Raw genomic sequence first — 12,615 nt, forward strand, 5'->3', positions numbered from 1 at the left:
TGACTTGTGCGCATCCGCCTTCCGCCATCTGTCATCCGCCATCACTCTCTCCGCGACCTGCTCCCTCCCCTCACTTCTTGGGCGCCGGCAGGCTCAGCAGCCGTCGCTTGAACGTCTGGAACTCCTTCGAGTCCCGCGTGAGTCCCTGCAGCTGCGCCGCCGGATACCGCGCGATCATCGCCTTGGTGTCCGCGATGCGCGACTCCTCCATCGGATGTGACGCGAAGAAGCGGTCGACCTCCGTGGGCGTCGTCTTCCGCTCCTTCTGGAGGATCTCGAACATCTCGGGGATGCCGTTCGGATCGATCCCGGCCCGGATGACGTAGCGCACCCCCTCCTCGTCGGCCTCCGCCTCATCCGTCCGGCTGAACTTCGCGAAGGCGGCGCTGGCGCCAATCTGCATTGCCGCCTGCGTCAGCCCTGAGTTGCACGCCGAGGTCAGCGTGCAGAGCAGCGTGGCGCCGATGTTGGTGCCCTGGGCCTTCTGCATCTGTTTCACGCTGTGCCGCCGCGTGACGTGCCCAATCTCGTGGCCGATGACGCCGGCCACCTGCGACATGTTCGTGGCGCGCTCGATCAGCCCCCGGTTCACGTAGATGTAGCCGCCCGGGACCGCAAAGGCATTTACCTCGCGGCTATCGACAACGTAGAAGTGCCAGTCGAGATTTCGCTGGTCGGCAATGCGGGCCAGGGTGTCCCCGAGGTAGTTGACGTACCGCGTGATCTCGGGATCCTGGATGAGCGGCAGTTCCTTGGCGATCTGTGAGGCGTAGTTGGCGCCAATCTCGACCTCCTGCTGGGTCGAGACCGCACAGCCCGTGGTGCAGAGGCACAGGCCCAGAAGGGCGGCGCGTGCGGGGGGGACGATACGATTCATCATGGAGAGCAATTAGTGGTGAAATGGCTCACGACGGCAAGGGACCTGCGGCGCCGGAAGTCGCGGGAACGGAACGGCCTCTTCGTCGCCGAAGGCGTCCGGACGGTCGAGGAACTGGCGCGCTCGCCGCTCACGGTGGAGACGGTGCTCTTCACCGAGCGGGCCGTGGCCGACATGCGGGCCGGCATGGTGATCCGGGCGCTCGAAAGCCGCGGCGTGCCGATCGTGCCGGTCACCGACGTGGAGTTTGAGTCGGCGGCCGACACCGAGCACCCGCAGGGCCTGCTGGCCGTCGCGCGGCAGCCGCGCCATACCCTGGAGGCCCTCCCGGTGGGCGGGACGACGCGGCTGCTCGTGCTCGACGCCATCCAGGATCCCGGCAACGTGGGCACGCTGGTGCGGACGGCGGCAGCGCTTGGCGCGGACGGCGTCGTGGCCCTCCCCGGCACCGTCGATGTGTGGAATGCGAAGGTGATTCGCAGCGCGGTGGGCACGCACTTCCGCTTCCCAGTCGTGGAGGCATCGATCACGGCGCTCGGCGAGTTCCTCGATCGGCACGGTGTGGCGCTGTGGGGGACCGATGCCGGCGGCACGCCGATCGAGTCGGTGACCGCGGCGCCCCGCATCGCCGTTGCCGTCGGGAACGAGGGGGCGGGGCTGTCCGAGGCGTTGCGCGCGCGCTGCTCGACCGTCGTCTCGTTGCCGATGGCGCCCGACGTGGAATCGTTCAACGTCGCGGTGGCGGCCGGCATTGTCCTTTACGCACTCCGCCCGTGAGCGACTCCGCCTGGTTTGCCGCGTACGCCCCGCTGTTCGGCGCCATCGGCGCCGTCCTCGGGTCGTTCCTGAACGTCTGCATCGCGCGCTGGCCCAAGGACGAGTCGGTGGTGCGGCCGCGCTCCCGCTGCCCCGGCTGCGGCGGCGCCATCGCCTGGCATGACAACATTCCCGTCATCAGCTGGCTGGTGCTACGCGCCCGCTGTCGCTCCTGCGGGCAGCCCATCAGCTGGCAGTATCCACTCGTCGAGGCCACCACGGCCGCCATCTGGATCGGCGCGCTCTGGCTGCTCGGTCCCACGCTCGTGGGCGTGCGGCTTGCGCTGGTCACCACGATCCTCCTCGGCGTCGCCGTCACCGATGCGCAGAGCTACCTCATCCCCGACGGCTTCACGCTGAACGGGCTTGCCGTTGCCCTGGCGGGATCGCTCGCCGGAGTGATCATCGGGGAACAGCTCCCATTCGCCGGTCCGTGGGAGGCGCTGTTGGGCGCCTGCGTCGGCGCCGGAGCGATCACCATCGTCGGGTGGCTCGGCGAAGTGGCGATGAAGAAGGAAGCCATGGGCTATGGCGACGCGACGCTGATGGCCTTCGTCGGGGCGATGCTCGGCCCGCATCGCGCGCTCCTCTGCATTTTCGTAGGCGCGGCAATTGCCGCCGCCACCTTCCTGCTCGTGGTCTATCCGGTCGGGTGGCTGCGCGCACGGCGTGCCGGCACCGAGTTTGCCCCGCCGCTCGTGCCGTTTGGCGTCTTCCTTGCGCCTGCCGCGGTCGTCACGTTGCTTTTCGGAAATGGACTGATCAACTGGTACCTGGGACAAGCGTTCGGCTGAGCCGCGGTCGCGGACCGCGCCAACTATAGAGAGAGGCGAAATGCGTTTCATCACTCGTCGCGCGGCCATGCTGTGCTCCGCGGCACTGGTCGCGCTGGCGGCCTGCGGCGACCGTTCGGCCGCAAAGTACGGCGGCCCGTACGGCATGCTCGTCGGCAAGTTCGTGCCGCAGGTCGAGAAGGCCACCGGGCTCGCCTTCAAGACGCCACCGGTCGTCGAGCCGCGCAGCACGGAAGAAGTGCGCGCCTTCCTCGAGAAGGAGTTCAACGAGAACCTCCCCGCCCTCGAACTCGAGGGGGCGGCCCGCGCCTACAAGCTGCTGGGCTTCCTGCCCGACACGATGGACCTGCGCCGGTTCATGCTGCGCCTGCTCGGCGAGCAGGTCATCGGTTACTACGATCCGGCGGCGAAAGTCCTGTATGTGGTGCGCGACACCTCCGCCGGCCGCGCCGCGCTGGTGGAGGTGACGGTCGCGCACGAACTGGTGCACGCCCTGCAGGACCAGTACTTCAATCTCGACTCGTTGCAGAAGCAGCGGGATGACAACGATCAGCTGACCGCGGCGCAGGCGGTGATGGAAGGCCAGGCGACGTACGAGCAGATGTCCACGATGCTCGGCGGCGACCTGGGAGTGCGCATGCCCGGGGGATGGGACCGGGTGCGCGAGATGATTCGCGAGAACCAGACGGCGATGCCGGTTTTTGCCAGCGCGCCGATGCTGCTGCAGGAGACGCTCCTCTTTCCGTACCTGAGCGGCGCGGAGTTCATGCGGCGGTTCAAGGAGGCGAAGACCAGGCGGCCGCCCTGGCAGCCGCTGCCGGCCAGCACGGAGCAGGTGCTGCACTTCGAGAAGTACCTCGCCGGGGAGAAGCCGGTGCGGGTCGAACTGCCGCCGCTGCTCGCGGGAACGAAGGTGTACGAGAACGACCTCGGTGAGTTCGAGACGCGCCTGTTCCTGTATCAGGCGTTGCAGGACCTGGGCACGGCGGCGCGCTCCGCCGAAGGGTGGGGGGGCGACCGGTACGTGGTCGCCAACCTGGCGGGCGGGGCGGGCATCGTCTGGGTGTCGGTGTGGGATTCGCCCATTGATGCCGGCGAGTTCCGTGATGCGGCCCAGCGGGCGGCGCAGCGCCGCTTCGGCATGCCGGGGAAGGGAGGCGCGGAACTGAAGCGGTTCGAAGGGAAGGGGCGCGTGGTGGAAATCGCCGCGACGACCGTGCAGGGCAAGGCAGCGATCCTGTGGACCGACGTGCCGGCGGGGAGCGGCACGCGGCTCATCGATGCCGCGAAAGTGCGGCTGACGGAACGGTAGGGAGGAACGTCCGATGCGAAGCATGACCCCGAGACGCGTGATGCGGCGGTCGCTCGTGGCGCTGATGGCGCTGGCGACCGGCAGCTGCATCGAATGGAAACAGACGACCGCGGCGCCGGAGGAGTCGGTGAAGCGGTTCATTTCGCACGTGCAGACGCTTGATGGCACGCGCGTTGCCACGCTCGTGAGCCGCGCGGCGCCGAATGCGGGGAGCGGCGCGGTCGTGAGCGCGGTGCTCCCCAACCAGGTGCTGCGCGGCGGGACGGTCCAGACGACGGTCACTTCGGCGACGCCATTCAGCCGCGTGGTCTTCGACGTGCCGGGCAACACGGACCATTGGGAACTCGCCCTCGGGGCGCCCGTCAACAGCGTGACGGTGCTGATGGTGATCGCCGCGGAAATGCCCAAGACGCTCTTCACGCTCCGGATGGCGGGTGGCGGTGCCAGCAACACTGGCCCGTACCAGTCGTCGGACCTCGGCGTCATCTTCGTCGGCACCGGTGAGATCCAGACCAACGTCACGTGGGATACGAAGGCCGACGTGGACCTGCACCTCATCGATCCGACGGGCAAGGAGATCTACTACGCCGCGCGCAACGCGCCCTCCGGCGGACAACTCGACCTCGACTCCAACGCGGCCTGTGGCACCGATGGCCCGCGGGCGGAAAACATCTTCTGGGGTGACGGCATCGTCGTGCCGCACGGCGAGTACATCCTGCGCGTCGACTACTGGTCGAGCTGCGGCGCCGCTGCCACCAACTACGCCGTGACGGTCAACCTGCGCGGCCTCCCGCCGAAGATCTTCACCGGCACGCTGACCGGCGGCGGCTCGAATGGCGGCGCGGGGGCGGGGAAGACGATAGCGGTATTCACATACTGAAGAAGACGACAGAGTACGACGGAGTACGACAGAATACGGCAGGGGCCCGGCGGCGATTATCGCTTCCGGGCCCCACTGCCGTACTCTGTCCTACTCCGTGTTCTTCCGTCGTATTCGCTTGCTAGGGGAGCACCTTCGCCAGCGCGTGTAACCCGAGTCCTGCCAGTGCGCCGACCAGGGTGCCGTTGATCCGGATGTACTGCAGGTCGGGGCCCACCGCGAGTTCAAGGCGGGCGGCGGCAACGGACGGATCCCACGCCTGCACCGTGCGGGCGATGAGCGCGCCGACGTGGTCGCGATTCCGCTCGGCGGCGTCGGCCACCGCCTCGATGAGCGTCTCGTCGAGCTCGGCGAGCACCGCCTCGTTGGAGAGCAGCGCCGTGCCGGCCGCGGAGAGGCCGCGTACCAGCCCGGGCGCCGGCGCCTCGCCATCGGCGCCGTAGCGCAGGGCGGAGGCGCGCACCGAATCCCACACGCCGTCCACGATCCCCTCCACCACGTCCGCGTTCAGCAGCTGGCTCTTGATCTGCTCGGCCTTCGCACTCATGTCGGGCGAATGACGGAGTTTCTGCACGAGCGCCCGCAACTCGCTGTCCACCTTCACGCGCAGCGGATGCGCGGCATCGGCCCGGACGTCGGCGAGCGTCTTCTCCGTGGCGCGCAGCAACTGCTTGTAGATGGCGCTGTCCACCACGCCCGGCACGTACCACGGACTTTCCTTCCGGATCTGCGCCCGGATGGTCTCCCGATTGTCGGCGAGTGCCCGGAGCACGAGTTGCAGCGCCTGGTCGAGGAACTCGTGATGCCGGTCGTCGCTCGTCACCATCTCGAGCACGTCGCCGAGGATGGGCGCCACGAGGGTGCGTTCCACGCGCTCGACGGCCGAGCGCCGGATGAGCGCGCGGAATTCCTCGTCCGGCACCGCCTGCACCGTGCGTGCAAATCCGCTTTGGAGCAACGATGCCACGCGGGCACTGTTGTCGGGCGACGAGAGCCACCGCGCGAGGCGCTCCGACGGATGCAATCGCCGCAGCTCGGCCTCCACCACGTCGCGCGTCAGGAAATGCCGCTGCACGAAGTTGCCGAGCACGCGACCGATGCGGTCGCGCTGGGTCATGATGATGGCGGTGTGCGGAATCGGCAGGCCGAGCGGGCGCCGGAAGAGCGCGGTCACGGCGAACCAGTCGGCGAGTCCGCCCACCATCGCTGCTTCGGTGGCGGCGCGCACCCAGTCGAGCCAGGGATATGTCGGCGTGAAATGGCGCGACACGAGGAAGACCAGGGCGGCCGCCACGAGCAGCCCCGTGGCGCGCGCCCGCATCTTGTCGAGACGCGCCTGTCGCGCGGCGTCGTCGGGGCCGGGAAGCAGCTCGGGGGTCATCGGCGGCCGGTCCTCATGACAGGGCCCACCGCCGTCGTGCCGCGCGGATCAGCGGATGATGCGGCGCCCGCTTGGGCTTGAGCAGCGTGCCGCGGCAGGTGCGCGCCCCGCACCGGCACGGAAACCGCAGCTTGCGCGCTGGCGTGTGCGGGTCGTCCAGCTCGATGGCGTAGTCGTAGCCAAGTTCCTCGCCGGGGCGAATGCGTCGCAAGCTCACGATCCACATGTGGTCGCCGGCCGGCATCGGCTCGCAGTTCGGCGCGCACGAGTGGTTGATGAAGCGCGCGTCGTTGCCGCCGACATTGGCGTCAATCACCCGGTCTTCGTCGAGCTGCAGCAGGTACGTGTGCTCCGCCTCCTCGTGGCCGTCCGGCGCGGTGGGATACCGGCGCTCGCCCTCGGCATGCGAGATCAACTCGCCCGTGTACTCGATGATGCGCGTGCCAGCGGCAATCGGCTTCACGGCGTAGACGCCCAGCCCGTGACGCGCCGATGCGCGCCGGCGATACTGCGACGGCGACGCGAGCGGGAGCGCGGAAACGCGATGTGGGTGCGCGTGGCGCGGCATGGAGGGCCTAGCGGGGACGGCGTCGCATGGGCGGTTAGCGCGGACGATCCGCCGCAGCCCGCCCGTCCGCCGGCAGGTCCACGCTCTGCCGTCCGCCATCCGCCATCGGCCGTCCCTCATCGAACAACGGAAGGTCGTCAGCAAATCCAAGCGGCGGCGCTGCGAGGAGCATGCGCTCGATCGCCTCGTCCATCGTGTGCACGAACGTGAAGCGCACCTGCGCGCGCACCTCGTCGGGAAGCTCGCGCAGGTCCTTCTCGTTCGTCGCGGGGAGCATCACCTCGCGCAGGCCACTCCGGTACGCCGCCAGCACCTTTTCCTTCACGCCTCCGATCTCGAGCACCTTGCCGCGCAGCGTCACCTCGCCGGTGACCGCCACGTCGCGCCGCACCGCGCGGCGGCTCATCACGCTGGCGATCGCCAGCGTCACCGCCACGCCGGCGCTGGGCCCGTCCTTCGGCACCGATCCGGCCGGGAAATGAATGTGCAGGTCGGTGTGCTTCAGCTCGGGATCGCCCAGGCGCAGCGTGCGCGCGCGTGATCGTACATACGAGCAGGCCGCGTCCACGGATTCACGCATCACGTCGCCCAGCTGTCCGGTCACGAGCAGGCGGCCGCTCCCCGACATCAGCAGCGCCTCGATCGTCATCAGCTCGCCGCCCGCCGCGGTCCACGCGAGCCCGGTCACCGCGCCGATCTCGGCCGCCTGCTCGGCTTCCTCGGCCGCGTAGCGCGGCGGCCCAAGCACGTCCTCGATGCGCGACTGATCCACCACCCACGCCCCCACCTCGCCGTCGGCCTTGCGGCGCGCGCGCTTGCGCATGATCGACGCCAGGTTGCGCTCGAAGTTGCGCAGGCCCGCCTCGCGCGCGTAGCGGCTGGCGAGGAACCCCAGCGCCTCGTCGGTGAACTGCAGGTCCACGTCGGCGATGCCGTGCTCCTCGAGGAGGCGCGGCAGCAGGTACCGCCAGGCGATCTCCACCTTCTCCTCGATGGTGTACCCCGCAATGCGGATCACCTCGAGGCGGTCGCGCAGTGCCGGCGGGATGTCGAACAGGTTGTTGGCGGTCGCGATGAAGAGCACCGACGACAGGTCGACCGGCAGGTTCAGGAAGTGGTCGACGAACGTCGCGTTCTGCGACGGGTCGAGCACCTCGAGCATCGCGGCAGCGGGATCACCCACCGGTCCGCCCGCGGCCATCTTGTCGATCTCGTCGATCAGGAAGACCGGGTCGCTCACGCCCACGCGGCGCAGCGCCTGCACCAGCAGTCCCGGGAGCGAACCGACGTAGGTGCGCCGATGCCCGCGAATCTCGGCTTCGTCGCGCACGCCGCCCACGGAGATGCGATAGAACTTCCGCCCGATCGCGGCGGCGATCGCCTCGCCGAGCGAGGTCTTGCCGGTGCCCGGCGGCCCGACGAAGCAGAGGATCGGTCCCGGCGCGTGCCCGCCGCGCAGCTTGTGCACCGCGAGGTGCTCGAGGATGCGGTCCTTCGCCTCGCGCAGTCCCCAGTGCCGCTCATCGAGGGCGGCTTCCACCCGGTCGAGCGCGATGTCGGTGGGGCCGGCGCTGCGTCCCCAGGGCAGGGCGAGCACCCATTCGAGGTAGTTGCGCAGCACCTGGTACTCGCTCGACGCGCTCGAGAGGCCACGCAAACGCGTGACTTCGCGCCGCGCTTCGGTGGCGACCGTTGGCGGCAGCGGCGCCTCCTCGATCTGCCGCAGCAGTTCGCTCACTTCGTTGTCCTGCGGGTCCCCTTCGCCCAGCTCGGACTGGATCGCGCGCAGCTGCTGGCGCAGGTAGAACTCGCGATGGTGCCGCTCGATGTTCGCGTCGGTCTGCACGCGCACATCCTCGAGCACGGCCGAGCGCGTCAGTTCCTTCTCGAGCCGGGCCAGCACGAACGTCACGCGGTCGGAGACGTCGAGCCGCTGCAGCACCTCGTCCTTGTCGGCGGCGCGGAACGGACCGCGCGCCGCCACCAGGTCGGCGGCGTATCCCGGCGTGCCCGCGTGGAGGCGCACGAGGGCCGACAACTCCGGTGGCGTGGCGTCGCTCGACTCCACCAGGCGGTCCGCCGCATCGGCGAGCTGGACGAGGAGCAGACGCAGCCCCGGCACGTCCGCCGCGCTCTCGCTCACCGATTCGGCGCTCGCGTACGTCACGAGTTCCCGGCGCTCGAGTTCGGCGATGCGCACTCGCGCCGTCCCCTCGAGCGTGACCTGCAGCGTGTCGCCGGCCACCGCGGTGCGCGCCACCACGCGCGCGAGCACCCCGATGCGTCCCACCAGCCCGGCGGGATCGCCCGTGGCGTCGCGCACCGGTGCCACGGCGACGATCACTTCGAGATCGTGCTCCGGGTGCGCCTTGAGCAGCGCCACGTTCTCTGGCGCTCCCATCTGCACGGCCACCGTGCCGCGGGGGAAGACCGCCGTGGACCGCAGCAGGAGCAGCGGTCGCTGGATGCGGGCGAGATCGGAAGGGGAGGACGGCCCGGGCGCGGTCACGCGTACTAAGGTAGCAATTGCGCAATTCCGCGAAAGCCCATCGGCCATCGGCCATCTGCCATCTGCCATCTGCCATCCCTTCGCTTCATCTCCCAACTATCTTTCTCAGATGTTCCAGGAACTCTCCGACAAGCTCGAAGCCACCTTCGCCAAGCTCCGCGGGCGCGGCACGCTCAGCGAGGCCGACATCAAGGACGGCCTGCGCGAGGTGCGCCGCGTCCTCCTCGAGGCCGACGTCAACTTCCAGCTGACGCGCGAGTTTCTCGAGCGCGTCGAGAAAAAGGCCGTCGGCGTCTCGCAGATCCGCACGGTCTCGCCGGCGCAGCAGCTCGTCAAGATCGTCTACGACGAGCTCACCGCGATGCTCGGCGAGCGCAAGGAAGGGCTCAAGCTAAGCTCGGTGCCTCCGACGGTCGTGCTGATGGTCGGGCTGCAAGGTTCCGGCAAGACGACCACGGCCGCCAAGCTTGCGCGCCGGCTCAAGGGCGAGGGACGCCAGGTGCGGCTCATCGCCGCCGATGTCTACCGCCCGGCCGCCATCGACCAGCTGGAGTCGCTCGGCAAGGACCTCGACATCCCCGTCTACGCCGACCGCTCCACGGCCGACGTCGTGAAGATCGCACGCGCCGGACTCGACGTTGCGCGCCGCGAACGCGACCGCGTGGTGCTCATCGACACTGCCGGCCGCCTGCAGATCGACGAGGAGATGATGGACGAGCTGCGCCGCCTCAAGGAGGCGGTGCGCCCCGACGAGATCCTGCTGGTCGCCGACGGCATGACCGGCCAGGACGCGGTGAAGATCGCGCAGGGCTTCGACACCGCCCTCGGCGTCACCGGCATCATCCTGACGAAGATGGACGGCGACGCCCGCGGCGGCGCCGCGCTCAGCATCTACGGCATCACCAGGAAGCCCATCAAGTACATCGGCGTCGGCGAGAAGAGCGACGCGCTCGAGGAGTTCCACCCCGACCGCATGGCCGGGCGCATCCTCCAGCAGGGCGACGTCCTCACGCTCGTCGAGAAGGCGCAGGGCGCCATCGACGCCGAGGAGGCCAGGCGCCTCGACAAGAAGGTGCGCAAGGAAGGGATGGACCTCGGCGACTTCCTCGCGGCGATGAAGCAGATCCAGCGGCTCGGCCCCATGGAAGGCATCCTCAAGATGCTTCCCGGCGTCAACAGCAAGATGCTGAAGCAGGCGAACACCGATCCCAAGCGGATGAAGCACCTCGAGGCGATCATCCTCTCGATGACGGCCGAAGAGCGCAAGAAACCCGACCTGCTCAATGGCTCGCGCCGCGCGCGCATCGCCAAGGGGAGCGGCCGCCCGATCAGCGAAGTCAACAAGCTGCTCGAGCAGTTCCGCGGGATGCAGAAGATGATGAAGGCGATGAAGGGCGGGGGGAGGATGCAATTCCCGGGGATGAGATAGCTGGAACGGCGATTGAGGATCGGGAATCCGGATTTCGATTCAGGATGTCGATTCCGGATTGCGATTGGCGATGCGGCGCAAATCGCAAGTCGAAGTCCTCAATCTAGATCCTCAATCCAGTTCCGGATTCCAGATCCTCAATCACCCCCAGGACCTTGAGTCCCTCCCAAAGGCCAGCTATCTTACTAGGCTCGCTGCTCCAGCCGGTTCAACCACCGGCCCCGGGTGCGGACCGGACATCCCGGCCCCGCGATGAGCCCGCCGGCAGCGCCTGACCGCTTTCTCCAGAGTGCATCCGATGGCCGTTGCTATTCGTCTCCGCCGCGCGGGCCGCAAGAAGGCCCCCATGTACCGCATCGTCGTCGCCGACTCGCGCATGCCGCGTGACGGCAAGTTCACCGAAGTCATCGGCCAGTATCAGCCCCGCACGGGCGAGAAGGCGATCGCGCTGAACGCCGAGCGCGCCAACTACTGGCTCGACAACGGCGCGCAGCCGTCCGACACGGTGCGCTCGCTCCTCCGCAAGGCCGGCGTCCTCAAGGCGCGCCACGAGAAGCGCCTGGCCGCCAAGCTGAGCGCCGCCGCCGTCCCCGTCTCGGAGAGCAGCGAGGCGCAGTGACCATCGGCCCCACCGCGGTCGTCGGGCGCATTCGTCGCGCCCACGGCATCAAGGGCGAACTGGTGGTGGCACTCGAAACCGACGCGCCGGACGCGATCTTCGCGCCCGGCGCGCGCGTTATCGTGGGCACTCCCGACGGCGACCTCGCTCCCGATGCCCGCACGGGCCGACTGGTGGAGCTGGTCGTCCGCGCCGTGCGCGACTTCCAGGACGGCCTGCTGGTCTTCTTCGAGGGGATCGCCGACCGCACCGACGCCGAGAAGTGGCGCGGCCGGTCGCTGCTCGTCCCGATGAGCGAACTCGAACCGCCGGCCGACGACGAGTTGTGGGCGCACGAACTCCCCGGCATGCAGGCGCTCGATCCGCAGGGCGCCGTGATTGGCGAGGTGCAGAGCTACTACGAGCTGCCGCAGGGGCTCGTGCTCGAAATCGCCACGGCGCGCGGGCTGCGTGACGTGCCGTTCAACGACGCCTTTGTAGTCCGTTTCGACCGCGACAAGCGCCAGCTCACGCTCGACGCGCCCGAGGGACTGCTCGAGTGAAGATCAACATCGTCACCATCTTCCCCGAGTTCTTCGCGGGGCCGCTGTCCATCTCCATTCCCGACAAGGCGCGCGAGGCGGGGAGCGTCACCTACAACGTCGTGGACCTCCGCGACTACACGCACGACCGGCACCGCACGGTGGACGACTACCCGTACGGCGGCGGGGCGGGGATGGTGATGAAGCCGCAGCCGTTTTTCGAGTGCGTCGAGGCACTCGGCGCCAAGGCCCCCATCGTCCTGCTGTCGCCGCGCGGCAGGATCTTCTCGCACGCCGACGCCGAACGTTTCGCCGCGGGCGAGGAGCTGACGCTGCTCTGCGGACATTACAAGGATGTGGACCAGCGCGTCGCCGATCACCTCGCCACGGAGCAGCTGTCGGTGGGCGACTTCGTGCTCTCGGGCGGCGAACCCGCGGCGCTGTGCATCGTGGACGCCGTCGTGCGATTGCTCCCCGGGGCGATGAGCGATCACGACAGCGCGCGCGGCGACTCCTTCTACGGCCGCGGCCTCTCGGCGCCGAGCTACACCCGGCCGCCCGAGTACCGCGGATTCACGGTGCCGGACGTGCTGCTGAGCGGGCATCATGCGGAGATCGAGAAGTGGAGGAAAGCAGAGGGTGAGCGGCTGACCCGGCGGCGGAACGAGGACGGGGTAGAGGCGTAGGGACGAGGCGGGAGAGTCGGAACGAGGAGGGAGGTCTCTGGTGCGCCAGTGACCTCCCTCCTCGTTCCACACCCCGTGCCTCGTCCCTGAGCCTCTACCCCCTCCCCGTTCCGCGCCCAGTCCTATCTCTTGATCAGACCCCGTCCGACAGGCCATTCCCACTCTTGTGCGTCGCGGGTCTGGTTCCTATCGTGTGCTCCACAACTGACCCCGCTCTCCTCCC

Annotated in this window: 12 protein-coding genes; 8 read left to right on the forward strand and 4 right to left on the reverse strand. The window is 68.8% G+C overall.

Annotated elements, in window-relative coordinates; genetic code table 11:
- Positions 1–70 precede the first annotated feature (70 nt).
- A complete protein-coding gene (locus VGJ96_01235; protein ID HEY3285725.1) occupies positions 71–880 on the reverse strand; it encodes a M48 family metallopeptidase in 810 nt (269 codons plus the stop codon).
- A gap of 12 nt (positions 881–892) precedes the next feature.
- Here VGJ96_01235 and VGJ96_01240 point away from each other — a divergent pair, with 12 nt between their 5' ends.
- The 4 genes from VGJ96_01240 to VGJ96_01255 are packed head-to-tail and all read left to right on the forward strand — an operon-like array spanning position 893 to position 4,679.
- A complete protein-coding gene (locus tag VGJ96_01240) occupies positions 893–1,654 on the forward strand; it encodes an RNA methyltransferase (GenBank protein ID HEY3285726.1) in 762 nt (253 codons plus the stop codon).
- Complete coding sequence (locus tag VGJ96_01245) at positions 1,651–2,487, forward strand: prepilin peptidase (GenBank protein HEY3285727.1); 837 nt, start codon at positions 1,651–1,653, stop codon at positions 2,485–2,487. Before VGJ96_01240 ends, VGJ96_01245 begins: the two co-directional genes overlap by 4 nt.
- Before the next feature lie 40 nt (positions 2,488–2,527).
- A complete protein-coding gene (locus VGJ96_01250; GenBank protein ID HEY3285728.1) occupies positions 2,528–3,799 on the forward strand; it encodes a hypothetical protein in 1,272 nt (423 codons plus the stop codon).
- A 22-nt stretch (positions 3,800–3,821) separates the two neighbouring features.
- A complete protein-coding gene (locus VGJ96_01255; GenBank protein HEY3285729.1) occupies positions 3,822–4,679 on the forward strand; it encodes a hypothetical protein in 858 nt (285 codons plus the stop codon).
- Between the two features lie 121 nt (positions 4,680–4,800).
- On the opposite strand, the gene VGJ96_01260 is transcribed toward VGJ96_01255, so the two are convergent.
- Genes VGJ96_01260 through lon form a run of 3 tightly spaced genes read right to left on the reverse strand, consistent with a single transcriptional unit; the run spans position 4,801 to position 9,137 of the window.
- Positions 4,801–6,060: a DUF445 family protein gene (locus VGJ96_01260; protein HEY3285730.1), complete on the reverse strand. Its 1,260-nt coding sequence runs from the start codon at positions 6,058–6,060 to the stop codon at positions 4,801–4,803.
- A gap of 13 nt (positions 6,061–6,073) precedes the next feature.
- Positions 6,074–6,628: an SET domain-containing protein-lysine N-methyltransferase gene (locus VGJ96_01265; protein HEY3285731.1), complete on the reverse strand. Its 555-nt coding sequence runs from the start codon at positions 6,626–6,628 to the stop codon at positions 6,074–6,076.
- Between the two features lie 34 nt (positions 6,629–6,662).
- Entirely contained in the window at positions 6,663–9,137 is a 2,475-nt protein-coding gene (gene lon / locus VGJ96_01270; protein ID HEY3285732.1) for an endopeptidase La, read from the reverse strand.
- A 109-nt stretch (positions 9,138–9,246) separates the two neighbouring features.
- On the opposite strand from lon, the gene ffh reads away from it, so the two are divergent.
- The 4 genes from ffh to trmD all read left to right on the forward strand — a co-directional run bounded on the left by ffh (position 9,247) and on the right by trmD (position 12,392).
- Entirely contained in the window at positions 9,247–10,566 is a 1,320-nt protein-coding gene (gene ffh / locus VGJ96_01275) for a signal recognition particle protein (protein HEY3285733.1), read from the forward strand.
- Positions 10,567–10,864: 298 nt separating this feature from the next.
- On the forward strand, positions 10,865–11,185 hold the full coding sequence (gene rpsP / locus VGJ96_01280) for a 30S ribosomal protein S16 (GenBank protein ID HEY3285734.1): 321 nt from the start codon (positions 10,865–10,867) through the stop codon (positions 11,183–11,185).
- Entirely contained in the window at positions 11,182–11,727 is a 546-nt protein-coding gene (gene rimM / locus VGJ96_01285; protein HEY3285735.1) for a ribosome maturation factor RimM, read from the forward strand. Before rpsP ends, rimM begins: the two co-directional genes overlap by 4 nt.
- A complete protein-coding gene (gene trmD / locus VGJ96_01290) occupies positions 11,724–12,392 on the forward strand; it encodes a tRNA (guanosine(37)-N1)-methyltransferase TrmD (GenBank protein ID HEY3285736.1) in 669 nt (222 codons plus the stop codon). The genes rimM and trmD overlap by 4 nt, the downstream gene beginning before the upstream one ends.
- The last annotated feature ends 223 nt before the right edge of the window (positions 12,393–12,615 follow it).

This window comes from Gemmatimonadaceae bacterium (genome assembly GCA_036504815.1).
Lineage (GTDB): Bacteria > Gemmatimonadota > Gemmatimonadetes > Gemmatimonadales > Gemmatimonadaceae > PNKL01.

What these genes read in the sequence shown, in the direction of transcription:
- VGJ96_01235 (HEY3285725.1), bottom strand. Translation starts at nt 880, where the DNA reads ATGATGAATCGTATCGTCCCCCCCGCACGCGCCGCCCTTCTGGGCCTG.
- VGJ96_01250 (HEY3285728.1), top strand. Translation starts at nt 2,528, where the DNA reads ATGCGTTTCATCACTCGTCGCGCGGCCATGCTGTGCTCCGCGGCACTG.
- VGJ96_01255 (HEY3285729.1), top strand. Translation starts at nt 3,822, where the DNA reads ATGACCCCGAGACGCGTGATGCGGCGGTCGCTCGTGGCGCTGATGGCG.
- VGJ96_01260 (HEY3285730.1), bottom strand. Translation starts at nt 6,060, where the DNA reads ATGACCCCCGAGCTGCTTCCCGGCCCCGACGACGCCGCGCGACAGGCG.
- VGJ96_01265 (HEY3285731.1), bottom strand. Translation starts at nt 6,628, where the DNA reads ATGCCGCGCCACGCGCACCCACATCGCGTTTCCGCGCTCCCGCTCGCG.
- ffh (HEY3285733.1), top strand. Translation starts at nt 9,247, where the DNA reads ATGTTCCAGGAACTCTCCGACAAGCTCGAAGCCACCTTCGCCAAGCTC.
- rpsP (HEY3285734.1), top strand. Translation starts at nt 10,865, where the DNA reads ATGGCCGTTGCTATTCGTCTCCGCCGCGCGGGCCGCAAGAAGGCCCCC.